The sequence below is a fragment of the Desulfosalsimonas propionicica genome (genome assembly GCF_013761005.1).
Taxonomy (GTDB): domain Bacteria; phylum Desulfobacterota; class Desulfobacteria; order Desulfobacterales; family Desulfosalsimonadaceae; genus Desulfosalsimonas; species Desulfosalsimonas propionicica.
Genome location: NZ_JACDUS010000001.1, coordinates 552,036 through 576,857 on the forward strand (window position 1 = coordinate 552,036; position 24,822 = coordinate 576,857).

Below are 24,822 nucleotides of genomic sequence, written 5' to 3' on the forward strand. Positions count from 1 at the left end.
CATGGAACACACGGAACAGTACAGGGACGGCAAACTCTGCGCCAGTCTTGCCGGACAGATTACATCAATGTGCACAGAAGACATGCGGATCATGGAGGTCTGCGGCACCCACACGGTGTCCATATTCCGCCACGGCATCCGCACTCTGCTTCCCCGGTCCCTGTCTTTGATTTCCGGGCCGGGATGCCCGGTCTGCGTCACAGACCAGGCAGAACTGGATGCGTTTATAGAAATCGCCAACATGCCGGATACAATTCTGGCCACCTTCGGGGATCTCATGCGCGTGCCGGCCACCGGCTCTTCTCTTGAGAAAGAAAAAGCCCGGGGAAAAGACATCCGGATGGTGTATTCCACCATGGACGCCCTGGCGCTGGCCCGGGCCAACCCGGACCGGCAGGTGGTGTTTGCCGGTGTGGGATTTGAGACCACCGCGCCCACCATTGCCGCCTCGATTCTGGCCGCCCATGCGGAAAACCTAAGCAATTACAGCGTGTACTGCGCCCACAAACTGGTGCCCCCGGCACTTGAAGCCCTGATGGGGCTTTCCGGTGTTGAAATCCACGGGTTTTTGCTCCCCGGCCATGTTTCGGTGATCATCGGCGGGCAGGCTTATGCGTCATTTTTTGAAAAACACCGGATTCCATGCGTCATTGCCGGATTTGAGCCCGCAGATATGCTCATGGGCATCCAGGAACTGACAGAAATGATTTCTTCGAATACCCCGGGCCTGGAAAACGCCTATGGCCGGGCTGTGTCCTGGCAGGGCAATCCCCGGGCGCAAAAGGTCATGGACCGGGTCTTTAAAACCGCGAATGCCCGCTGGCGGGGTTTGGGGGAAATTGCCAAAAGCGGCCTGTCCATCCGGGAAGAATTTGCCGCCTTTGATGCGGCCCGGCGGTTTTCCATAGATCCCCGCCCGGCCGCAGCCCCGGCCGGGTGCGCCTGCGGCGAAGTGCTCACCGGAAGATGCCTGCCCCCTGACTGCCGGCTTTACGGCACCGCCTGCACCCCGGCCGACCCGCTGGGGCCTTGCATGGTTTCAAGCGAGGGAACATGTGCGGCATACTGGAAATACAACCGATAATCAGACGGGTTGGGTAGATGAAAAACGATACCATTGTGCTGGACCACGGCAGCGGAGGCCTGCTTTCCCATGAGCTCACGGAAAAGATCATGCTGCCGGCATTTGACAATGACGTGCTGTCCCGGCTCGACGACAGCGCCGTGATCGAGTCCCAAAAAGGGCGCATGGCGTTTTCCACGGATTCCTTTGTGGTGGATCCCCTGTTTTTCCCCGGGGGCAATATCGGGGATCTGGCGGTCAACGGCACGGTCAACGACATTGCCATGAGTGGGGCAGTGCCCTTGTATTTAAGTGCCGGGCTGATCATCGAGGAAGGCTTTGCAATCCGCGATCTGGAAGCGATCATCGCCTCAATGGCCGCTGCCGCCCGGCAGGCCGGGGTCAGCATTGTTGCCGGCGACACCAAGGTGGTGCCCCGGGGGGCGGCGGACAAGCTGTTTATCAATACCTCGGGCGTGGGCTGGATTGTCGGGGATCTTGAAATTAACGCCGCCAATGCCCGGGCCGGGGATTGTGTTCTTTTAAGCGGCACCATGGCGGATCACGGCATGACCATCTTAAACCAGCGGGAGGGGCTGACCTTTGATGCGGACGTGAAAAGCGACAGCGCCGCGTTAAATGGCCTTGTAGCGCGCATGCTTTCCGCCGCCCCGGACGGCATCCGGGTGCTGCGGGACCCCACCCGGGGCGGGGTGGCAACGGTTTTAAATGAAATTGCCCTTGCCTCGGGCGCGGGCATTCAGATCAATGAATCAAGCCTTCCGGTTCGCAAATCCGTATCCGGCCTGTGCGAACTTCTTGGCATTGATCCTTTGTATGCGGCAAACGAGGGAAAGCTCATCGCCATTGTTGACAGAGCCTGTGCCGATGCCGTGCTTGCCGTGCTCAGGCAGGACCCCCTTGGCGCTGATGCCTGCATTATCGGCCAGGTCACGGCCGACCACCCCGGCCGGGTGGTCATGGAAACCGCCATCGGCGGCCGGCGCATCGTGGATATGCTCATCGGCGGTCAGCTTCCCCGCATCTGCTGATATAGTGCCTGAACGAATATAGCTGTGTCATCCACTAACTGATTTGATTTTATATCCGGTTTTGGAGGTGCCGGCGCCATTGCCGGGTGGTATAAAATTTCCGGCTCAGTTGCCGAACACGGGACCGTCCGGACCCAGATGACAGGAATAGCAGCCGAATCCGCGCCGGGTGATGATGCTGAAGGGTTTCACCCCCAGGGCATCGGTCATCAGGGGCACAAGCCGGTTCAGCTTAAGTCGGGTGGTCTCCGGATGTTGGGCAAACTCCGGCCCGAGCAGAAGGGCGCCGCTGAGCCGGGGTAGATGCTTTGTGGGCATGCTGAATTTTTGTTTCCGGGCGTCCGGTCCGTGGCACAGGGTGCAGTTCGCGTCTGCATAGCGCCCGGGCCGCCAGGATTCAAACAGTTCGGACGCCGGGGGAAGCACCTTCCGGCGCATGTGGGCTTTGCGTTGCTCAAAATTCATTTCAGTCCAGGCCAGCGGTTTTCCTTCAGGCCCGGGCGGACCCACGGGCCTGGGGTAGCAGCCGAAGAAAATCAGGGCCGCAGTTATTACCGGCAGCAAGAATTTCAGATATTTTAAAAAAACAATCATCTTTCCACCTTGTGGGAAAAAATGAAGAGAAATTGCGCGTAACACGATTATGAATTATTTTGTTATAATAACATATATCAGCGTCAATAGCAAAACGCCGGCAGATGATATGGTGGCCAAAGCCGCAGGCAACAGCGTCCGGGCCGGGAAACTCCCGGACCACGATGATGTGTTTTTTTCCTGCCCGGTTTTCCTCTCTTGAAAATCTTCAAATTCACATCCAAGCTTTACGGCCGCTTCAACCAAATGCTCGGCAACTCTTGTTTGATTTTATATCCGGTTCGGGTTATTCTGCGGTAGTGCCAAAAAATGGTCAGCTTATGGTAACCGGTTTCCGGAAAAAGGTGGCGAATGTCGTATATATTGCCTGTTGTGCTTCTTGTAATCGGTCTTTTGCTCCTGATCAAGGGGGCGGAATTCCTGGTGGAAGGTGCCGGTTCCATTGCCCGGAGATACAGGATCTCGGATCTGGTGATCGGTCTGACCATCGTGTCTTTCGGCACTTCCGCCCCTGAGCTGTTTGTCAATGTCACCGCAAGCCTTCAGGGCAATGCCGGTATTGCCATCGGCAATGTTCTGGGCAGCAACATCGCCAATATCCTTTTGATCCTGGGCGTCTCCGCGCTGATCTATCCCCTGGCCGTGTCCCGGGGCACGGTGTGGCGGGAAATTCCCTTCAGCCTGCTGGCGGCGGCCGTGCTTTGGATCGCCGCCAATGACCGGCTGTTAGACGGCTGGGCCTATTCGGACGTGTCGCGTTCCGACGGGTTGGTGTTTCTGCTGTTTTTTGCCATTTTTCTGTATTACTCGGCCAGCATTGCCGGAAATATCTCTGCCAACGGCCGGGACCTTCCCATGCAGCAGCGAAGCATTGGCGCGTCCATGGGCCTTGTGGCCGCCGGACTGGCGGGCCTGGCCCTGGGCGGCAAATGGATCGTGGACGGTGCCGCAGATATTGCCCTCTCCTTTGGCATGAGCCAGGAGATGGTCGGCCTGACCATCGTGGCAGTGGGCACTTCCCTTCCCGAACTGGCCACCTCGGCCATGGCCGCCTGGCGCAAAAATGTGGAAATCGCCGTGGGCAACGTGGTGGGCTCCAATATTTTCAATATTTTTTTCGTGCTGGGCATCAGTTCGGTGATCAAGCCGCTTCCCTTTCACCGGGGGGCCAACCTGGACATCGGCATGGTGGTGGTGGCCAGCCTGATTCTTTTTGCCACCATGTTTTCCGGCCGGCGCCGCAGCCTGGACCGCTGGGAGGGGGCGGTACTGCTGGTGCTGTATGCGGCCTACCTGGTATACGTGGTCATGCGGGGATAGCTTTGCCGCCGGCTATTCCTCTTTTTTTTCGTCTGCCTTGACCCCGATTTTATCAAAGATTTTCTGCTTGATCTGTTCGTTGAACACGTTCCACTTGTGCTGCTGGAAATCCTGGTCCCCGCTGCCGGAAAGAAATCCCACGGGGATGTGAAATCCGCCGGCAGACATTTTTCCGCCCCCGAAATACTTGCCGCTGGCATCTTTTCCGAACACTTCCTTGATAAACTGGTCCGGGTCAATGGTGATCCGGTTTGTGCGCATGGAGCCGATCACGGCTTCCTCCCAGCTGTCCCCGGTGACAATGCCGTAGACAATGGCAGTGTGTACGTTTTCCTCTGTGAGCAGAAAATCCGCGGCCTGGGGGATGGCGTCCCGGTCTTCTGCGCGCAGGTAGCCAACGCCGGCAAAGCAGAAATTCTGGACGATTTCCCGGCTGCCCAGGGCCTTGTGAATCACCTTCATGGTCTGCCTGGACCGGGCCTGGTTCATGATCCGGGAAAGCAGGTCCCGGTCCTGATATGCAGATAAAAATGCCGCTGCATGAAAATCTTGTTCCCGGGCGTTGATAAACCCGGTTGTATCCGTGATAATGCCGTGGGTCAGGGCGGTGGCCATGAGAATGTGGTTTTTGTCCGAGGTGTTCATCTCCATGATGCCGTTTTCCAGGTATTGCGCATAAATGGAGGAGGCCGCCCCGATTTTGGGGCGGATATCCTTGAACTGCGCCTTTAGCCGATCCTGCGGCTCATGGTGATCCACGATGATCAGCGGTGAAACGCCGGCCTTTTCCAGGGAATCGAGCAGGGGGCCGGCCGTTGTTCCCTGGTTGTCGAGAAAAACCGCTCCGTCATAGGACTTGAGATCTATTGACCCCTCGCATCGGATCAGTTCAATGCCCATGAGTTTGACCAGGGCAATGTTTTGCTGATGGCTGATGCGGCCGCAGTAATAGATATCCGCCTGGATATCAAATTCTCTGCTGATGATCTGGTGGGCAAACCCGCAGGCAATGGCATCAGGATCCGGAAATTCCTGGAGCACCACGGCATGCTTCTGCCCCCGGAAAGAATCCAGGGCCGCGGCCATGTCAGGGCCTGCGCCCCTGGTTGGGTCCGGATCAGTTTTTTCGGTCTTTTTGGTCTGCATCCTTTTTGTCTCCGGCTTTGGGGGTTGACGGGTCCCCGGGCACATCCCGGGTTTTTTTCGCATCCGGCCGGTCTTCTGTTTCCTCGCTCATATCAGCGCCCAGCCGTTGGGCGGTTTCCGTGAGATGTTCGCACACGGCAGCCAGCTTTGCGGCTTTGCGGCCGGATTCCACTGCCCGGTTTTTGGCCTCCACCGAGTCGTTGTAAAACTGCCGGATGTTTTCAGGATCATCGCCGGATTCAATGGCCCGGCGCCAGGCATCCATTTTTTCCTCTGCCGCGGATGAGGCCTCTTGGGCTTCCTGCTCGGCTGCTTTGCCTTTTTTGCGGATGTCTGTAAGCCTGTCTAAAACCGCTGCTATATCGCCGGCTGTCCCGGCCTCGGGTTCGGCTGCCAGGTCAATGTCTTTTGCCGCAAGCATGGCTGCGGAAACCGGCAGCCGGGAAAGCAGATCCGAAAGCGGGCTGTCAAACAGGTCCACGGGCTGCTGCTGCCTGAGTTGAAACGGCAGAAACACGATGCTTGCATCCTTGCTGTAAGCAGCCACAGCATCGCTGTCGGCCCGGGCCACGATTTCCGGCTCGGCCTCGATGCGGATTTCGGTCAGGGTTTCATGGATGTCTGAAACGGTTTTGCCGGTTGCCAGGGCGTCTTCGCTCACATCCAGCACCCGGATTTTGGATTTTTCCCATCCCGGGTTCTGGCGGATCATGTGGGCAAACAAAATCATCAGCCGGCTGGTGGCATCCCCGCGCCACCACACGTCCATGCGCCGCTTTTCCGGCGGAATTTTCAGCAGCCTTTCCCATTGGGTCTTTTCCGCTGAAAACAGCAGGATATTGCATCCCCGGGCAAAGGCGGCCTGCAGGTAGAGGCCGAAGCGTTTGGTTCGATGGGCGGACGGGCTGGATTGGCTCATGTCCAGCCAGTTGGTGATCATGGTGTTGGCGCGCAGCGGGCCGATGCCGTAGGCCTGGATAAGTGTTTCCATGGTGAGTCGGAAATTGGAGCCGGTGAGCACCAGGGGAAATACGTCCACTTCCAGCTCCCGGATGTCTTCCAGAAGCTGTTTTTCAGTTTCCTGGCGCTGTTTTTCGGCCTCCGGTCCTTCGGTTTGCAGGATTTTCACCATGCTGGCAAATCCGCTGTCACCCTGGATCCAGTCGGCCATTTGCAGCAGGGGTTTGCGCCGGTCCGGGTCATCTGAGAAAATCAGCAGGGCCGGCCGCCAGTTCCGGGGATGTTCCGGGTCTTCAGCGGCCCGGATCAGGTGGTTGCGGATCTGCTGGAACCGGTAGGACCTTCTGCTGTCAGCCCAGCGTGCCGGGCCTGCGGTGCGGGTGAGGTACTGGTAGATGGCAGACAAAAACGCAAGGGCCACGATGCCCGCGGTCAGGTCAATGGCCAGCATTGCCCCCAGGCAGGCCAGGCCGCCGGCCAGGCTCAGGTGCTTGTCGTAGAGCCTGAACGTGGGCCGAAACGACGGGCTTGCGGCTCGCGCCTCGAAAAAGGTGGCATAGTTGAGCAGCCCGTAGGAAATCAGAAAAAACATGGACACCACAGGGGCCACCACATTGAGGTTGCCCAGGGCGATGGTGGCAAAAGCGATGGCTGCAGAAAGCAGAACCGCGCGCCTGGGATTGTCAGCCGGCCCGGAGCCCTTGGCAAACGGGAGCAGAATTGGAAAAATCCGGTCTTTGGAAAGTGACTGGAGAATCCGCGGAGCGCCCATAAACGATGCCATCCCCGAAGACAGGGTCGCGGAAATCACCCCGGCCAGCACTAGGGCGTCAATGGCGGCAACCCGCTTCATGGCGTTGTAATCCGTTGCCAGGATATCTCCGGGCAGGCTGCCGGCAAAAACAACCGCGGCGGCCAGGTAGATGACAATGGAAAGCCCCACTGCGGCAAACGTGCCGTTGGGAAGACTTTTGCCCGGGTCTTTCAGATCCCCGGACATGCTGACTCCTTGTGTGAATCCGGTGACAGCGGGGAAAAAAATGGCAAAAATCACCCAGAAGGGCGGGCCGTTTTCCGGGGTGGCCAGATTCTGTGTCAACACCGCCGTATCCCAGCGCAGAATGCCGCCGACAAAAAAGGAAAGGATCGCGGCAAACAGCACCACCATGATCACCGACTGCAAGCGCGCGGCCCAGTCCGCCCCCAGCCAGGCGAAGACAAACAGCAGCACCACCGCGGCTGCGGCAATGATCTGGGCGTGCGCCCTTGTTGCAAAAGGCAGCAGTGCAGCCAGCACCTCCCCAAAGCCAATGCTGTAGAAGGCAATGGAGACCGACTGGGCCAGAAACAGGACAATGCCGATGGCACCGCCGAATTCCAGGCCCAGGGTCCGGGAAATCAGGTAATAGTCTCCCCCGCCCTTGACATTGAGGCTAGTGGAGATGGCCGCCAGGGAAAGGGAGGTGAGCACCGAGATGAGATTGGCCAGGGCAATGATGACAAGGGCCCGGATCAGGCCTGCGCTGCCCACCACGTAGCCCAGGCGCAGAAACAGGATAATGCCGAGAATTGTCAGGATGCTCGGCGTAAAAACCCCGGAAAAGGTGCCCAGCGTTCCGGCTTTTTTATCTCCTGCTGCAGGTGGGCTCATGTGGGAAAATCCCGTTGGTCCCGGCCTAAGTATAGGAAGGGGGCTCTATGTCATAGAGCACGTTTTCAATGCCTGGTATGCCGTTTATTGCCGTACCAATTTCATCGGTGATTTCCTTTTTGGTTTTTTCCCTGAGATATTCTTCGGTTTTAAAGCTGGTGTAACCGCTTTTGCGGACATTCTGGGTTTCGGCCTTGATATAGACAATTCCGCTGGTGGCGTTTACCGATACTTTTAAATCGGGCTTGCAGTAATTTTCAATGGCTGCTTTCACCCGGGAGCTCAGCGCCAGATCCCCGATGGCTTTTCTTGAATCCGGGGTTGCGACAAAAGTTTTTCGCCGGGCGGCGTGGCAGATGGTTTCGGCTGCGTCGGTAACTTTCATCCGTTTGATCCGGATGGTCATAGCATAGCTGTGCGGGTTTGTCAGATCCACCTTGTACAAGTAATGGGCCCATCGCGCCCGGGTGTTGTCTTCTTCGTTAATATAGCTGATGGCCTCTTTTTCGCTGATATTGTGTTTCTCCCGCATAAAGTCAATTCGGTCGGCAAGATCGGCTATGATACGGATGTTTAATACGTGGGAGATGTCAGGCAGCAGGATGTGAGAGCCGTGGCCGTGATAGACGATGTTGTCGTCTTTTGCGTGTTCCAGTAAAACCGCCTGGATATAGGAGAGGTATTTTTCCTTGCCCCGCGTAAAGCGCTCAAGAACCGATGGCGCATCGTGAATGGACTGGATCAGTTCCTTTTCAGGAACATTGTAGCGCTGGTTGGCTTCTTCGATCAGGGTCTCCCGGCTCAGGATTTTGTAGCCAAGAATTTCCGCTGTTTTTTCCGCAACTTCCTTGCCGTGGCTGAAGCATCCGCGGGAAATGGTGATAATGGCCATGAAATTTCCTCCGTTCTTCTTGTATTCTGATAAATAGCCAGTTACACCCGGTGCAGCTTCTGTATCGGGCATGTTCGATGATCTTTGTATTATAATAATAACGCCCTGCTTTTAATGTCAAACGATTAAATGGGAGAGGTCCTGCCCTTGTTCATGCAAAAAATCAATCAACTGTTATTATTGACAGCAGGATCTTGCCGGCTCAGGGGTCAAACCCTTATGATTGTTCTTTGTCCGGGTCAAGAGCAAAAATAAGGGTTTGGCTCCTCTATTGAATGGAGGGGAAATGGAAGACAAAAATCAAGGTTTGGGCCCGCAGGGGGTGGTGCTGGATCTCGACGGGGTGATTACGCGGACTGCAGCGGTTCACGGCCGGGCGTGGAAGGACGTGTTTGACGCGTTTTTAAAGGAGCAGGACAAAGATTTTTCCCCGTTTACGGATAAAGATTACCTGACCTACGTGGATGGCAAGCCCCGGTATGACGGGGTCAGTTCCTTTCTGGAATCCAGGGGCATATCCCTTGCCTTCGGCGATCCCGATGATCCGCCCGGAGACCGGACCGTCTGCGGGCTGGGCAACAAAAAAAATGAACGGTTCAACGACCTGGTCCGCGCCGGCGGGGTGGAGGTGTTTGACACCACAGTGACGTTGATAAAGAAACTGAAACAATCCGGGACCCGTCTCGGGGTGGCCTCATCGAGCAAAAACTGCCGGCAGGTGCTTGAGGCCGCGGGACTGCTTGATTTGTTCGAGGTGCGCGTTGACGGGGTGGTGTCTGCCGAGCTGGGTCTGAAGGGAAAGCCGGCCCCGGATATTTTTATTACCGCCTGCCAACGGCTCGGCGTGGCGCCCGTTGATGCAGTGGTGGTGGAAGATGCCGTGTCCGGGGTGCAGGCGGGCAGAAACGGCGGTTTCGGCATGGTCATCGGCGTGGCCCGGGAAACCGATCCCGCAGTACTGCTCAAAAACGGGGCCGACCGGGTGGTCCGGGATATGGGTGAAATCTCACCGGCTGATATCCGGACCTGGTTTGAAACCGGCCTGCCGGAAGATCTGTGGTCTGTGACGTTCCACGATTATGATCCGTCCCTGGAAAAAACCCGGGAGACCTTGCTGACCGCTGGAAACGGGTATTTTGCCACCCGGGGGGCCATGGAGGAATCCGCAGCCGGGGAAATCAACTACCCGGGCACCTACATGGCCGGGGTTTTCAATTGTCTGACATCAACGGTGAGCGGTAAAGACATTGAAAACGAGGACTTTGTCAATTGTCCGAACTGGCTGCCGGTTAATTTCCGCATCGGCTCCGGGCCGTGGATGGACATCAACGCGGTCAAAATCGAATCCATCTGCCGGCGCCTGGATTTTCAAACCGGAATCCTGCACCGGGATATGACCGTGGCCGATGCCATGGGGCGCAGAACCCGGATCGTGTCCGAGCGAATCATCAGCATGGCCGATCCCCATGTCTGCGGCCTTCGCTATAGCCTCACCCCCATCAACTACGATGAAACCATCACCTTTTCCGCTGCCGTCAACGGGGACGTCATCAATGACGGAGTGGAGCGCTACCGGGATCTGGAGCAGCAGCACCTCACGCCCGTGGAACAGACCGCAGGCGAAGATACCCTCCTGGTGCGGGTGCGCACCGCCGAGTCAGACATTGAGATTGCCGCCGGCACTAGGGCGGCTGTGGTCTGCGGCGAAAAAATCCATTCGGAGGTCAAACTGGCAGAGGGCCGGGGAGAGTTGCGGTTTTCGGTTCCTGCCCGGAAAAATCAGCCCGTGTGCATGGAAAAACTGGCCGCCTTCTGCACCTCGGCCGATGGCAGCACAGAAAGCCCGGCCACGCGCGTGTTTGCCGCCCTGGAAAACACAACTTCCTTTGATGCGCTCAAATCGGCAAGCATCCATGCATGGTCCCGCCTGTGGAAGGAAATGGATATCCGCGTATCCGGGGACCGGTTTTCCCAGAAAATGCTGCGCCTGCATATGTATCATCTTTTGGTCACGGCATCACCCCACAACACCGGCCTTGATGCGGGCATGCCCGCCCGGGGCCTGCATGGCGAGGCCTACCGGGGCCATATTTTCTGGGACGAGCTGTTTGTAATGCCCTTTTATGACCTGCATTTTGCCGATATTGCCAGGTCCCTTCTCATGTACCGCTACCGCCGGCTGGATGCCGCCCGCGCCTATGCCCGCGAGCACGGATTTTCCGGGGCCATGTTTCCCTGGCAAAGCGGCCGCACCGGCACCGAGCAGACCCAGACCGTGCACTTAAATCCCATGACCGGCCAATGGGGCCCGGATAACAGCAGCCTGCAGCGGCACGTGTCTCTGGCCGTGGCCTTCAATACCTGGCAGTATTTCCACATCACCCATGATCTGGCGTTTTTGGAAAACTTCGGGGCTGAAATGTTTTTTGAGATCTGTCGGTTCTGGGCCTCCAAAGCCCGGTGGGACAACGCTCTCAGCCGCTACCGAATCCACGAAGTCATGGGCCCGGACGAATTTCACGAAAAATACCCGGACAAAGACAAGGGCGGGCTCACAGACAATGCCTACACCAACCTCATGGTCCACTGGGTCCTGACCCGGGCTGCAGAGATTTACCGGTACCTGGGCGGCGAGGCCGGAGACACCCTTTGTGAAAAAATCCGCCTGTCCGTGGATGAGATAGAAAAATGGGCGCAGATGGCGCAAAAACTCAACATTGTGATGCGCGACGGCCTGATCGCCCAATTTGACGGGTATTTCTCCTTAAAGGAGCTGGACTGGGATCATTACCGCAGCATTTACGGCGATATCCACCGCATGGACCGGATTTTGAAAAAAGAGGGCAAAAACCCGGACGCCTACAAGGCAGCCAAGCAGGCCGACGTGCTCATGGCGTTTTTCACCCTGGGCGAAGATGCGGTCAAAAAAATGCTGGCATCCATGGGCTATGGGTCTTTGGACAATCTTCTGGAGAAAAATTTCGATTATTACATGGCCCGCACTTCCCACGGGTCCACCCTGAGCCGGGTGGTGCACGCAGCCCTGGCCCGGCGCCTAGGCCGCAAAGACATTGCCTGGCAGTTTTACCAGGAGGCGCTTTCAAGCGATTACATTGACATTCAGGGCGGCACCACCAAAGAGGGCATTCACACCGGGGTGATGGCCGCCACAGTGCTCATGGCCATGAGCCTCTACGGCGGCCTGCGCACGGACAAAGACATCCTGGCCATTGATCCGGCTCTGCCCGGGCGATGGGAAAAAATCACCTTCGGCCTCTGGTTTCAAAAACACCGCTATGCGTTTGAAATCACAAAAAACAAGGTTATTCTCACAATAGAAGGATCTGAAGGCGGGGTTATCCCCGTGGAAGTGAAAGGAAAGACACACCATGTCTCCTGCGGCGTCAAAACCGAATTTCCTTTATAAGCCCCGGGAGCAGCCGTCACCCCGACCCTTCACCCAAAAAATAACTTTTTAATTTTACTTAACACTGCCGGTAAAAAGATTTTTTACAGGCTTATCAACTTTGAACATTGAACCTTGAACCCTCAACCAAGGATTTGCCCCATGCTCGGAGACGTCTTGTTAATCGAGGAAAAACATAAGCAGGCAGCCGCCCGGATTGCAGATTACATCCTGGACAACCGCCAGCCCGGAACCATCATTGCCATCTCCGGGGAGTCCGGATCGGGCAAGTCCGAACTGGCCCATTGCCTGGGCCGGGAACTGAAAGACAGGGGCTTTGCCGCCAAGCTGGTGCATTCGGACAATTATTACCTCACCCTGCCCAAAGACCGCAACGACTGGCGCAAGGCCCACGGGGCAGAAGCCATTGGGCTAAATGAGTACGACTGGGCCCGCATCCACCAGAGCCTGGAGGATTTCAGGCGCGGCCGCACCGCACAGATGCCTTGTATCGACCTGATCACCGGCCAGGTGGACACGCTGACCACGGATTTTTCACAGATGGACATGCTGGTGCTTGACGGCCTGTACGCCATTGCCGCCAAAAACGTCCATGTTCGGGTTTTCATCGATCTTACCTATCACGAGACCAAAAAGGCCCAGCTTGTGCGCGGCAAGGAAAAGGTCGATGACTGGCGCATGACCGTCCTGGAGCAGGAGCACCGGGCCGTGGCTTCCATAAAAGACAAGGCGGATCTGATTGTCACGGGATCATACGAGGTCAAACCCGCATAAAAGCAAAAGGATTGCATAAACCATGAAAATCTGGCCCGGAACACCGTTTCCCCTGGGTGCCGTTTATGATGGGGCCGGCACCAATTTCTCCATTTTCTCAGAAATCGCTGACCGGGTGGAGCTCTGCCTGTTTGACGATAACGGCGGCGAGACCCGGGTGGATCTGCCCGAGGTCACGGGATTCTGCTGGCACGGATATCTTCCCGCAGCAGAGCCCGGCCAGGAGTACGGCTACCGGGTCCACGGTCCCTGGGAGCCGGAAAACGGCCATCGCTGCAACCCGGCAAAGCTTCTGCTTGATCCCTATGCCAAGGCCCTTGCCGGCCATGTCCAATGGGATGAGGCTGTGTTTCCCTATCCATTTGCAGACGGTTCGGACGTGAAAAGCGATGTTGACAGCGCGCCCTTTGTCCCCAAGTGCGTGGTTCACCAGCCCCATTTTGACTGGACCGGCGACCGCCGCCTGCATCTTCCCTGGCATGAATCCATCATTTATGAAACCCATGTCAGGGGCTTTACCATGCAGCACCCGGATATCCCGGAAAATCTGCGCGGTACCTATGCCGGCCTGGCCCACCCGGCGGCCATTGAGTATTTTCAGGATTTGGGCATCACGGCCGTGGAACTGATGCCGGTGCACAAGTTCATCCACGACAAGCAGCTCGCGGACAACGGGCTTTCCAACTACTGGGGGTATAACTCCATTTGCTATTTTGCCCCGCACGACCAGTATGCCGCAGACCGCCGCCCCGGCGGGGTGGTCTCCGAGTTCAAGCAGATGGTCATGGCCTTTCACCAGGCCGGCATCGAGGTAATCATTGATGTGGTCTACAACCACACCGCAGAAGGCAATCACGAAGGGCCCATGCTCTGCTTTAAGGGAATTGACAACGCCTATTACTACCGGCTCACAGACGATGCCCGCTATTACATGGACTACACCGGCTGCGGCAATACCTTAAACATGCGCCACCCCCACGCCCTGCAGCTGCTCATGGACTCGCTGCGTTACTGGATCGAGCAGATGCACGTGGACGGATTCCGCTTTGATCTGGCCTCTGCCCTGGCTCGGGAGCTGCACGACGTGGACCGGCTGTCATCGTTTTTTGACATCATCCAGCAGGATCCGGTGATCAGCCAGGTCAAGCTCATTGCCGAGCCATGGGATGTGGGGGAGGGAGGATATCAGGTGGGCAAGTTTCCTCCCCTTTGGTCGGAGTGGAACGGCAAATACCGCGACTGTATGCGCGACTACTGGCGCGGCCAGGACCAGGTGCTGGAAAAGCTGGCCTCCCGTTTCACCGGCAGCTCGGATCTTTATGAAAACACCTCCAGGCTGCCCTATGCCAGCGTCAACTTTATCACCGCCCATGACGGATTTACCTTAAACGATCTGGTCTCCTACAATGAAAAGCACAACCAGGCCAACGGCGAGGACAACAACGACGGCGAGGACCACAACCGCTCCTGGAACTGCGGGGCCGAAGGGCCCACAGACGACCCGGATGTCCTGGCGCTGCGGGCCCGTCAGCAGCGCAATTTTTTGACCACATTGTTTTTGTCCCAGGGCGTGCCCATGCTTTTGGGCGGAGATGAAATGGGCCGCACCCAGCAGGGCAACAACAACGCCTATTGCCAGGACAACGAGATTTCCTGGTATGACTGGGAAAACGCGGATTCGGATCTGCAGGAATTCTGCCGGAAATTGATCGAATACCGCCGGGATCACCCGGTGTTCCGCCGCCGCCGCTGGTTCCAGGGCCGGCCCATCCACGGCAGTGAGGTCAAGGACGTTGCCTGGTTTAACATGGACGGCAAACAGAAAGCCGAGGAGGAGTGGGCCGACAACTCGGCCCAAACCCTGGGGGTGTTTTTAAACGGCCAGACCATTCCCAACCCCTATATCAAGGCCGATCCGGTAACGGATGAAAGTTTCTACATTATTTTAAACGCCTATCACGAAGCCCTGGACGTGAACCTGCCCGGGGAAAAATGGGGCAGCGGCTGGTTCCGGATAATCGACACCGCAGCCGGCGGTTTTGTGGAAGAGGAAAGCCGGATCGAACCCGGCGGCGAAATCCGGGTGGAGGCCCGCTCTGTGGTGCTGTTCCAGGTTGAGGAAAAGGAGCCCAACGCGCAATGACGGCGCAAATAGAAAAACACGTCCCGCAGGCCACCTATCGCCTCCAGTTCCACCCCGGTTTTACCTTTGACCATGCCGCGCAGATCACAGATTATTTAAGCGCCCTGGGCATTAGCCACGTGTATGCCTCCCCGTATCTCCAGGCCGCCCCCGGCTCCACCCACGGCTATGACATCACTGACCCCGCCGGGGTCAATGCCGAACTCGGCGGCGAAGAGGGCCACAAGCGTTTCTGCAAAGCCCTGGAAAACAACGGCCTGGGCCAGGTCGCAGACATCGTGCCCAACCACATGGCCGTATCCCACCCGGCCGCCAACAAATGGTGGTGGGACGTGCTCAAAAACGGTCCGGCCAGCGCTTATGCCGGATATTTTGATATTGATTGGGAACCCCCGGAAAACCGCCTGGCCGGCAAAATCCTGCTGCCCATCCTGGAAGACCAGTACGGCCGGGTCCTGGAAGCCGGAAAAATCCGGGTGGCGGTTTGCCCGGAACATGGCCTTGTGTGTCAATATCACGATCACGTGCTGCCCCTGCGGCCGGGTTCTGCAGAAAATATCGCAGACCATGCAGACCCGGCCTGCCAAAGCGCGGTTCTGGCCGATCATTTCAACACCAACGTCAACGCGTTAGACAGCCTCCTGGAAAACCAGCACTACCGCCTGGCCTGCTGGCGCGCTGCATCCGAAGACATCAACTACCGCCGGTTTTTTGCCATCAACTCACTGGCCGGGGTTTGCGTGGAAGACCCGGCCGTGTTTGAAGCCACCCACGTCCGGATTCTGGACTGGCTGGACCGGGGCGTGATCCAGGGGGTTCGCATTGATCATCCCGACGGGTTAAAGGACCCGGAACAATACCTCAACCGGCTTGAAGCCGCCGCCCCCGGGGCCTGGATGGTTGTGGAAAAAATCCTGCATCCCGGAGAGGACCTGCCCGGTTCATGGCCGGCTGCGGGCACCACTGGGTATGATTTTTTAAACCTTGTTACCGGCCTGTTTGTGGATGCTGCAAACAAAACCGCTTTCACCGGGATTTATGAAAAATTCACCAGCCGCAAAATCAGCTACCCAGACCTCGCGCATACGTGCAAGCATAAGGTCATGGAAGATCTGCTGGGCGCCGAAATTTCCCGGCTGACCCACCGGCTGGCGGGCATCTGCGAAAACCACCGCTGTTTCCGGGATCATGCCCGCAAAGAGCTTGCCCGGGCGATCCGGCAGATGCTGGCCTGCATGCCGGTCTACCGCACCTATGTGCGCAAAAACACCCCGGCACGGCCCGCAGACGCGCAAATCATCGCCCGTGCCGCAGCCGAAGCCAAATCCCGGCAGCCGAACACCGATCCCCGGCTTTTTGACTTTTTGGCAGCGCTTTGCTGCGGCCGGGTGGCAGGCGATGCCGAAGCCGACTGGATGCTTTTGTTTCAGCAGGTATCCGGCCCGGTCACGGCCAAGGGCATTGAGGACACGGCCTTTTACCGGTATCACCGGCTGATCTGCCTAAACGAGGTGGGCGGGGACCCGGACACGTTCGGCCTGTCTGCTGAGGCCTTTCATCAGGCCATGATTGCCCGGCAGGAAAAATGCCCGGCAGCCATGCTGGCCACCGCCACCCATGACACCAAGCGAAGCGAGGACGTGCGCGCCCGCCTGGCGTTGTTATCCGAAATCCCGGACCAGTGGGCGGCTGCCGTGCGCCGCTGGGCCGCCCACAATGCCATGTACAAAAACCAGCACCTGCCGGATGCCAACATCGAATACCTGCTCTACCAGACCCTGGTCGGGGCCTGGCCCATTGATCCGGCCCGGGTCTGTGCCTTTATCCAAAAAGCCGCCCGGGAGGCCCGGGAGTTCACCTGCTGGGAGCAGCCCGATGAGGCCTATGAGCAGGCCCTGCTGGATTTTGCCCAAAACCTGCTGGCCGATTCTTTTTTTGTGTCTGATTTTCAAGCCTTTGTGGACCCGCTCATTTTTCCGGGCCGGATCAATTCCCTGGCCCAGACCCTTCTCAAGCTCACGGTCCCGGGCGTGCCCGACTTATACCAGGGCACCGAGCTGTGGGACTTGAGCCTGGTGGACCCGGACAACCGCAGGCCCGTGGATTTTGCACGGCGCCGGGCGATGCTGGACGCACTGGCAGACATGACCCCAAAACAGGTCATGGCAGAAATGGACTCCGGCCTGCCCAAGCTCTTTCTGATCTCCCGGGTGCTGCACTTTCGCCGGCAGCACCCGCACCTGTTTTCCCCAAAGGCCCCATACCAGCCAATGGCTCTGGCCGGCCGGCACCCGGACCACGCCCTGGCTTATCTGCGGGCAAACCAGGCCGCAGTGATCGTCCCGCGAAGGGTCATGAATTTTGCCGGCCATTGGGCTGACACCCGGATTGATCTGCCCGAAGGCGAATGGAAAAACATCCTGACAAACGAAACTTTCACCGGCCCGGATTTTTTCCTGGAGTCCATTTTAAACCGGTTTCCCGTGGCCCTGCTGGTCAAAACCGGGCCGGAGCATGGAAAAGGAACTGTTTCATGAGCCGCCTTGAAGTCTGGGCACCCTTTGCCCAAAGCCTGGAAGCCCGCATCAGCGGCCGGACCGTTCCCTTTGCAAAAACCTCCGAAGGGTGGTGGCGCCTGGCAGAGGCGATTTCTCCGGGCACCGGCTACGCCCTTTCGGTCAACGGCAAAGACCCGGTGCCCGATCCCCGCTCCATGCGCCAGCCCAAAGGCATTGACGGCCCGTCCCAAATACTGGATCACAGCCCCTTTGCCTGGGATGATGCGCATTTTCAGCCCCGGCCCCTGTCATCTGCTATGATTTATGAACTCCATGTTGGCACCTTTTCCCAACAGGGCACGTTTGACGGCGTGATCCCATACCTGGACCATCTGCTGGACCTGGGCATCACCCACGTGGAAATCATGCCAATAAACGGATTTTCCGGCACCCGGGGCTGGGGATATGACGGGGTTAACCTGTTTGCCCCCCACGAGGCCTACGGCGGCCCGGACGGATTCAAGCGCCTGGTCAGCGCCTGCCACGCCAAAGGACTGGCCGTGATCCTGGATGTGGTCTACAACCACCTGGGCCCGGCCGGCAATTACCTGGACTGGTTCGGGCCGTATTTCACGGATCACTACCAGTCGCCCTGGGGCCGGGCCGTGAACCTCGACGGCGCAGAAAGCCATGAGGTGCGCCGGTTTTTCTGCGACAACGCGGCCATGTGGCTGCGCGACTACCATGTGGACGGCCTGCGTATTGACGCGGTCCACGCGTTTTTCGACCTTTCGGCCATTCATTTTCTCGAAGATCTCCGTCAGACCGCCGATCAAATCCAGGCAGAGACCGGCCGGCACAAGATCCTGATTGCAGAAAGCGATCTAAACGACCCCCGCACTGTCCGGCCCACGGCGGCCGGCGGCCATGGCATGGACGCCCAGTGGAGCGATGACTTCCACCATGCCCTCCATGCCGTGCTCACCGGTGAAAAGGGCGGCTATTATTCGGATTTCGGCAGAATTTCAGATATTGCCCGGGCCCTGACCCGGGTGTTTGTGTATGACAACCGGTTTTCCGCCTTCCGCCGGCGTTATCACGGCCGGCCTGTGCACGGCCTTTCCGGGCACCGGTTTCTGGGATACCTGCAGAACCACGACCAGGTGGGCAACCGGGCCCTGGGCGAGCGGTTAAGCCACCTGATCAGCCCGGGCCGCCTGAAAACCGGCGCAGCCATCATGCTGCTGTCCCCGTTTGTCCCCATGCTGTTTCAGGGCGAGGAATGGGCGGCGTCCACACCGTTTCAGTATTTCACCAATCACCCGGATGCGGACCTGGGCGAGGCGGTCAAAAAGGGCCGTTGCAAAGAATTTGCCGCATTCGGCTGGGACCCGGATCAGATCCCGGATCCCCAGGCCAGTGACACCTTTGCCCGCTGCGTGTTAAACTGGGCGGAAAAAGAAAAATCGTCCCATGCAGAGATCCTGGAGTGGTACAGGCAGTTGATTGCGCTGCGCAAAAACCTGCCCGATGCCGCAGACGGCCGCATGGGCCGGGTGCAGGCCGCAGCAGACGACGCTGCCGGCTGGCTGGTCATGACCCGGGGAGCTCTGACAGTGGCCTGCAATCTGTCTGGTCAGACACAGCTTGTGCCCCTCTCCGGGGCAGACCGGATGGAGATCAGGCTTTGTCCGGAAAAAGATCCGCAAATCACCGCAGCCGGCATTGAACTGCCCGGCGACTGCGTGGCAGTGCTGTATCAGAACCCGGCCATGGAGGAATCAACATGATCAAAATCCGTTCAAGCGGCATTCTGCTGCCCGTCCAGAGCCTTGCATCAAAGTATGGCATCGGCGACCTGGGCCCTGCGGCCCGGGAGTTTGTTGAGTTTCTGCACGCCGCAGGCCAGCACGTATGGCAGATCCTGCCCGTGACCCCCACAGTGGCCGAACACGGCCATTCCCCGTATCACAGCCCTTCGGCCTTTGCCTTTAACCCGCTTCTCATCAGCCCGGAGCAGATGGCCGAACACGGCTTTATCGGCAAAGCCGATATCGATGGCATCACGGAGATCACCGCATCCCCGGGCAAAATCGCCTATGACGCGGCCTGGGAGGTCAGAAAGGACCTTTTTGCCAGGGCATTTGAACTCCACCGCAAAGAGCCGGATTTTGAGGCATTCTGCCGGACACACGCCCACTGGCTCGACGACTATGCCCTGTTTACCGTGCTCACCCGCCAGTACAGGGACCGCTTCTGGCAGCAGTGGCCTCCGGGTCTGGTCCGTCGCCAGCCCGACGCCCTGGCGGCCGCATCCCGGCAGATGGCTGAACCCATTGCCTGGATCTGCTTTCTGCAGTACCTGTTTTACCGCCAGTGGACAGAGTTGCGGGATTTCTGCGCTCAGCACGAAATCGGCATCATGGGAGACATGCCCATTTACGTGCCCCTGCATTCCGCAGATGTCTGGTGCCGGCCCGAACTGTTCAAGCTGGACCCGGATTTTCAGCCCGTGGTGGTCTCGGGCGTGCCTCCGGATTATTTCAGCGACACCGGCCAGCTCTGGGGCCATCCGGTCTATGACTGGCAGACCCATGAAAAGCAGGGCTTTGACTGGTGGATTTCCCGCATCTCCCACAATCTGGATCTGTTTGACATCCTGCGCATCGACCATTTCCGGGGCCTGGTGGCCGCCTGGGAGGTGCCCGCAGCAGATACCAGTGCCTTAAACGGTAAATGGCATCCAGTGCCGGTGCATTCTTTTTTTAAGGCCCTGTACCAACGCATTTCTTCTCTCTGCCTGGTGGCCGAGGACCTGGGCCATATCACCGCAGACGTGCGCGAAGTCATGGCCCAATACGATCTGCCCGGCATGCGCGTGCTCGTGTTCGGGTTCACAGATGATCCCTCCCACAACCCCAACGCCCCCCACAATGTGGACCCGGCCGGCCTGGTCTACACCGGCACCCATGATACCAACACCGCCGCGGGCTGGTTTGAAAACGAGGCCACAGAAATCGCCCAAAAACGCGCCTCTGCCTATTTTGGCGCAAATCTCACCCCCGCCGCCTTTGCCCGCCTGCTGGTGCGCGCGGCCATGATGTCTCCGGCCCGCCTCTGCATTCTCCCGATCCAGGATATCCTCGCCCTGGGCCAGGAGGCCCGGATCAATCACCCGGCCACACAAAAAAACAACTGGCTCTGGCGCCTCACCCCAAACCAGCTCACCGCCGAAGAGGCCACCCGCCAGCTCAACCTCACCAAAATTTACGGCCGGTATTGACCATCCAATTCCTTGGTTTTAAAACATATCCCATTTGCCCTTGACATCCCTGCCGCTTTAAGGTGTATATAAATCAATTCACCCTGCTTTTTCCAAAAGCCGTATAATGCATTGCACACCACACCCGAAAAAAGCGGAAACGCAGTCAAAAATACAGTCACCCCATGCCCGCACCAGGCTTGAACCCAAAAATCACCAGCGAGGCCCATATCACCAAAAACAACAAAAACAAACATCCTTTACTTCACCCGGATATTGCAGAACGCAGCGCCATAACTGCGGAAACTAAAGGATATGCCAATATTCATGTCAAAAGGGCGTTTTATTTTACGCCTCTTCAGGCGTCTACTCATCGTTGTGCGAGAGATGTAAAGAGCAACTTGGCCCAATTGAATGGAAATGATAGGATACGATTATGAGCAAACTGGAAAAGCTGTCCGAGCACATTTTGATGCGAAGATCAAATGCGAATGTCTCGTTCGAGACTTTATGCTCCCTGGAAAAAAAATACGAAATCATCATTTTTTGGAGCTCTGAGGACAATTCATTTGTGGCCGAGGTGCCGGAACTCCCAGGATGCATGGCGGACGGGAAAACCTACCAAGAGGCCCTAAGCAATGCGGAACAAATTATCGATGAGTGGATCGAAACTGCTACAAGACTCGGCAGGCCTATTCCTCAACCGAAAGGCCGTCTTGCGTATGCCTAATCAACGGCACAGTTCGCACAACCAGCCCCTCAAGCCGACGCCCGTACCTCGCGCGGCTTAGGGGCAACGTTAGAGCGCGTCTTAGGTGAGGTGCAATGCAGACGATCGACCAAATGGAACGCGAACTCGACCGATTATTAACTTGGGTTCGCGCCGCCGACACTCGTGTGACGTTAGTGCTCCCACTTGACACCGCCATGTTGGGAGCTCTGGCGGCGGTGGCTTCAGATACATGTGGCTGGAACACATGGCAAGTGATTTGGGGGCTTCTATCGGTGATTCCGCTCACAGCAAGCCTTGTCTTCCTTGCCTTGGCGACTTTCCCGCGCACTGACGGCCCTCGAAATTCGCTTGTCTTCTTTGGCGGTATTGCCAATCGGACCGAACGTGAATTTCGAGATGCGGTGCAGGCAGTAGATGAGGCCGGATACGCCGAAGACTTGATAAGCCAATGCCATGTGAACGCGGTAATCGCGGTCAAGAAGTTCAGATGGATCAAGCTATCGCTTCTAAGCGTATTCATCGCCGCAATTCCATGGTTTCTATCGATCTACAGCATGTACCAAGTGGGATAGCAATGGGCAAATACCAAGAGGTCAACCACCAGATCCAAGATATTATCGATACGCCATGGAAGACTAGGCGCGGAACGAAAGTGCCAAAAACTACGGAAGTCGCACTTGGTGGGGGTGCGGTTGAGATTGAGGCCACGTTCTTGTACGCGGATCTCGCTCAATCATCGAAAATGGCCAAAGAGTTAGATCGCCGAGTCGCGGCGAAATTGATCAAGTGTTTCTTGGCGTCTGGTTCAAAAGTAATTCAGCAGAATGGCGGCGCAATAAGGAGCTTTGATGGTGACCGGGTTATGGGAATCTTCCATGGCGATTTCAAGAACAGTAATGCCGCAAAATGTGCTCAGCAGATCAAGTATGTGGTGCATTATCTAATCAAACCGAAGTTCGAAAGGAAGTACAATTCCATTAAGAACGCATCCTTCTCGATAGATCATGGCATCGGGATCGATACGGGCACCGTATTATCGGTCCGCGGAGGCGTGCGAGGCGAGAACGACCTAGTATGGATCGAGCGTGCACCCAATTTGGCCGCAAAGCTCAGCTCCCTCCGTGAGGCGCCATATCAAACGTTCATAACCGCGCGTGTCTACAACAAGCTTAACGACAATGCGAAGTACGGGCCTAATTGGGAGAATAAGTGGCAGAGCCGATCGTGGAACTTTTTAGGTGATAATTTGACTGTGTATCGCTCGAGCTGGTGGTGGAAGCCCGGATTTTCCGGTAGCCATCCGTAGACCGGTTCGTAATCGCTCTAATATGAAATTAGGGATCCAAAGGTTCGGCATGCAAGAGAAAATGGAATCGATATATCATCAGTATAACGAGGCGATCCACGCGACAAGCGTGTGATTGCAGAGATTATATCCAAAAATAAAATAAGATCTTAAGTCATAAATATGGCACTCAAAAATAAAATGCGAAGAAGAGCAAAAAAGCCACCTCATATAGATTCACTTAAAACGAATTTTCAGGAAATCGATAGAATTCTTGAAATTCATGGTGAAATTTCAGGAAGTGGACCCGGATACAAACATAATGTCCAGGTGCTTAATAAAAGTGCTGTTGTTTTGCTTCTTGCATGCTGGGAAGCCTATATTGAAGACCTTGCAGATAACTCATTCTATTTCATGCTTTCAAAATCAAAGCAACCACAAGTTTTTCCAGACCATGTACTTTCGAATGCTGCTAAAGAAATTAAAAAAAGTAACAGTGATGTTTGGAGCTTAGCAAACATGGGATGGAAGACAGTAATGCAAGACCATAAAAATAAAATACTAGAAAAATACACTGTTCAAGGGGCATTCAATACACCAAGTCCTAAAAACATTGATGCTCTATTTTCTAATTTAATCGGTTATAAATCTATTTCAAGAACCTGGTATTGGCCTGCTATGTCTATTGAAAATTCCAAAAAGAAGCTTGAAGAACTTATCGAGCTAAGGGGGAGTATTGCACATAGGGTTCAGTCAGCAAAAAAAGTAACAAAAACACATGTGAAAGATAGCAAAGCCTTTATTTTCCGGTTGGCTATTATATCAAACAATAGAGTTGTCAAATATATTGAAGATCAGGTTGGTATTAAACCCTGGCGCACCCTTAGATACCAGAAAACTAGATAGATATAACCAGTCAGCCCAGGTGACAGCCAGGGCCGGCGTTTTTTTGATAAGCCGAGGTAAATTGAACATCAAACAACTTTAATCAAGTCAGTGGAAGCCCTGGCTGCTCCTGGCTTCCAACGTTGGCTCTTCCCCATTTCTGAACACAAAAAGATGGGATTATGTCTATGTCAGATACTGAAAAAATTCTTTTCCCAGGCCGCTTCGGTTTTGAGAACAAATCTTTAATCGACTCAGATTTCCCTGAATCAGCTAGAACCGCATTATGGTTTGTACTCAGAAGAACTGTAGAGCTTAATCGATCTGAGGGGTGGTATCGAATCGCTGAAGAACTGCTTCGACTTCATAGAATCAAGCAATCCTACAGCGATGATGAATCATCTGATCTTTCATACGATATTCTCCAGAAACTTGCATGGACGAAAGTTTATATTTTTTGTGAACGGGTATACGATAGGTTACTGAAGGAAGAAATCGAATATGACTTCAACGGAAATCCAGGGACGATACTTGAAATAGAGGCAGTGCGCATTGATTTTGAAAAAGATGTCAACCAACTTCTCGCTGAGGAATCAATCGTTTATAGAATGAAGGATGGTGAGTTTTATCGGCCAGGCCGGTACCATTCGCAGAAAATCAGTTCCAAAGCTTACAGGATACTACAAGATCCAAAATTAAATGAAGCACGTCGACATTTTACAAAAGCAAAATTGTTTTTTGAAAAGGTACCACAACCCGATTTTCCGAATGCAATTAAAGAAGCTGTTTCTGCTATGGAGGCGGCCACAAAGGCCTTGTTCCCAACAAAACAAAAAGATTTTGAAAAAATAATAAAATATATTACTGACGCTAACGGTGAGGCTATTCCTCCCACAATAGTAAACGGAATTTTATCACCATACCGCTTCAGAGGTGCTGGACAGGGTGTAGCTCATGGCGGAACCACTGGCGGAAGCGCTACTGCTGCCACTACGGAATGGACAATTACTGTTATAGCAGCATCCATTATTTACTTAAGGGATATTGCACAATCACATGAGATAGAGCCCCCACCTTTCTAATTTTTGTGCATATTGGGGTCAAACTTATAAATTATGCGCCAACAACGACATTAAG

19 protein-coding genes are annotated in these 24,822 nt (G+C 55.9%); 14 read left to right on the forward strand and 5 right to left on the reverse strand.

Translation table 11 applies throughout. From position 1 onward, the window contains the following. The first annotated feature begins 1 nt into the window (after window position 1). Window positions 2–1,084: a hydrogenase formation protein HypD gene (gene hypD, locus HNR65_RS02375; RefSeq protein WP_181549830.1), complete on the forward strand. Its 1,083-nt coding sequence runs from the start codon at window positions 2–4 to the stop codon at window positions 1,082–1,084. Between the two features lie 17 nt (window positions 1,085–1,101). Continuing rightward, on the forward strand, window positions 1,102–2,115 hold the full coding sequence (gene hypE / locus HNR65_RS02380; RefSeq protein ID WP_181549831.1) for a hydrogenase expression/formation protein HypE: 1,014 nt from the start codon (window positions 1,102–1,104) through the stop codon (window positions 2,113–2,115). A 105-nt stretch (window positions 2,116–2,220) separates the two neighbouring features. Here the strand turns inward: hypE and HNR65_RS02385 are convergent, their stop codons facing one another. After that, complete coding sequence (locus tag HNR65_RS02385; RefSeq protein WP_181549832.1) at window positions 2,221–2,709, reverse strand: hypothetical protein; 489 nt, start codon at window positions 2,707–2,709, stop codon at window positions 2,221–2,223. A 351-nt stretch (window positions 2,710–3,060) separates the two neighbouring features. Here HNR65_RS02385 and HNR65_RS02390 point away from each other — a divergent pair, with 351 nt between their 5' ends. After that, the gene (locus tag HNR65_RS02390) at window positions 3,061–4,029 is read left to right on the forward strand and encodes a calcium/sodium antiporter (RefSeq protein ID WP_181549833.1); all 969 of its coding nucleotides are present in this window, start codon (window positions 3,061–3,063) and stop codon (window positions 4,027–4,029) included. Window positions 4,030–4,041: 12 nt separating this feature from the next. On the opposite strand, the gene HNR65_RS02395 is transcribed toward HNR65_RS02390, so the two are convergent. From HNR65_RS02395 to HNR65_RS02405, 3 genes are read right to left on the reverse strand one after another with little or no spacing between them, the layout of a single operon-like run. Then, a complete protein-coding gene (locus HNR65_RS02395; protein WP_181549834.1) occupies window positions 4,042–5,175 on the reverse strand; it encodes a DHH family phosphoesterase in 1,134 nt (377 codons plus the stop codon). Beyond that, window positions 5,147–7,786, reverse strand: coding sequence for an amino acid permease (locus HNR65_RS02400; protein WP_181549835.1), 2,640 nt, complete (start codon window positions 7,784–7,786; stop codon window positions 5,147–5,149). Before HNR65_RS02400 ends, HNR65_RS02395 begins: the two co-directional genes overlap by 29 nt. A gap of 25 nt (window positions 7,787–7,811) precedes the next feature. Continuing rightward, window positions 7,812–8,678: a cytidylate kinase-like family protein gene (locus HNR65_RS02405; protein ID WP_181549836.1), complete on the reverse strand. Its 867-nt coding sequence runs from the start codon at window positions 8,676–8,678 to the stop codon at window positions 7,812–7,814. A 286-nt stretch (window positions 8,679–8,964) separates the two neighbouring features. On the opposite strand from HNR65_RS02405, the gene HNR65_RS02410 reads away from it, so the two are divergent. The 6 genes from HNR65_RS02410 to malQ all read left to right on the forward strand — a co-directional run bounded on the left by HNR65_RS02410 (window position 8,965) and on the right by malQ (window position 20,803). Beyond that, the gene (locus HNR65_RS02410; protein ID WP_181549837.1) at window positions 8,965–12,105 is read left to right on the forward strand and encodes a beta-phosphoglucomutase family hydrolase; all 3,141 of its coding nucleotides are present in this window, start codon (window positions 8,965–8,967) and stop codon (window positions 12,103–12,105) included. A gap of 141 nt (window positions 12,106–12,246) precedes the next feature. After that, window positions 12,247–12,879 (forward strand): uridine kinase family protein, encoded by a 633-nt coding sequence (locus HNR65_RS02415; RefSeq protein WP_181549838.1) that lies wholly within the window; start codon window positions 12,247–12,249, stop codon window positions 12,877–12,879. Window positions 12,880–12,901: 22 nt separating this feature from the next. Beyond that, window positions 12,902–15,022 (forward strand): glycogen debranching protein GlgX, encoded by a 2,121-nt coding sequence (glgX, locus tag HNR65_RS02420; protein WP_181549839.1) that lies wholly within the window; start codon window positions 12,902–12,904, stop codon window positions 15,020–15,022. Further along, window positions 15,019–17,559: a malto-oligosyltrehalose synthase gene (treY, locus tag HNR65_RS02425; RefSeq protein WP_181549840.1), complete on the forward strand. Its 2,541-nt coding sequence runs from the start codon at window positions 15,019–15,021 to the stop codon at window positions 17,557–17,559. Before glgX ends, treY begins: the two co-directional genes overlap by 4 nt. Further along, entirely contained in the window at window positions 17,556–19,310 is a 1,755-nt protein-coding gene (treZ, locus tag HNR65_RS02430; protein ID WP_181549841.1) for a malto-oligosyltrehalose trehalohydrolase, read from the forward strand. Before treY ends, treZ begins: the two co-directional genes overlap by 4 nt. Then, complete coding sequence (gene malQ / locus HNR65_RS02435) at window positions 19,307–20,803, forward strand: 4-alpha-glucanotransferase (RefSeq protein WP_181549842.1); 1,497 nt, start codon at window positions 19,307–19,309, stop codon at window positions 20,801–20,803. The genes treZ and malQ overlap by 4 nt, the downstream gene beginning before the upstream one ends. Here malQ and HNR65_RS02440 read toward each other — a convergent pair. Continuing rightward, complete coding sequence (locus HNR65_RS02440) at window positions 20,788–21,039, reverse strand: hypothetical protein (RefSeq protein WP_181549843.1); 252 nt, start codon at window positions 21,037–21,039, stop codon at window positions 20,788–20,790. The two genes, malQ and HNR65_RS02440, sit on opposite strands and share 16 nt — an antisense overlap. 179 nt (window positions 21,040–21,218) lie before the next feature. Here HNR65_RS02440 and HNR65_RS02445 point away from each other — a divergent pair, with 179 nt between their 5' ends. From HNR65_RS02445 to HNR65_RS02465, 5 genes are all read left to right on the forward strand, one after another. Further along, the gene (locus HNR65_RS02445; RefSeq protein WP_232364613.1) at window positions 21,219–21,512 is read left to right on the forward strand and encodes a type II toxin-antitoxin system HicB family antitoxin; all 294 of its coding nucleotides are present in this window, start codon (window positions 21,219–21,221) and stop codon (window positions 21,510–21,512) included. 95 nt (window positions 21,513–21,607) lie between these two features. Continuing rightward, complete coding sequence (locus HNR65_RS02450; RefSeq protein WP_181549844.1) at window positions 21,608–22,087, forward strand: Pycsar system effector family protein; 480 nt, start codon at window positions 21,608–21,610, stop codon at window positions 22,085–22,087. Between the two features lie 2 nt (window positions 22,088–22,089). Further along, window positions 22,090–22,821, forward strand: a complete 732-nt coding sequence (locus tag HNR65_RS02455; protein ID WP_181549845.1) for an adenylate/guanylate cyclase domain-containing protein — start codon at window positions 22,090–22,092, stop codon at window positions 22,819–22,821. A 162-nt stretch (window positions 22,822–22,983) separates the two neighbouring features. Continuing rightward, complete coding sequence (locus HNR65_RS02460; RefSeq protein WP_181549846.1) at window positions 22,984–23,706, forward strand: HEPN domain-containing protein; 723 nt, start codon at window positions 22,984–22,986, stop codon at window positions 23,704–23,706. A gap of 167 nt (window positions 23,707–23,873) precedes the next feature. Further along, on the forward strand, window positions 23,874–24,767 hold the full coding sequence (locus HNR65_RS02465; protein ID WP_181549847.1) for a hypothetical protein: 894 nt from the start codon (window positions 23,874–23,876) through the stop codon (window positions 24,765–24,767). Window positions 24,768–24,822: the final 55 nt, after the last annotated feature.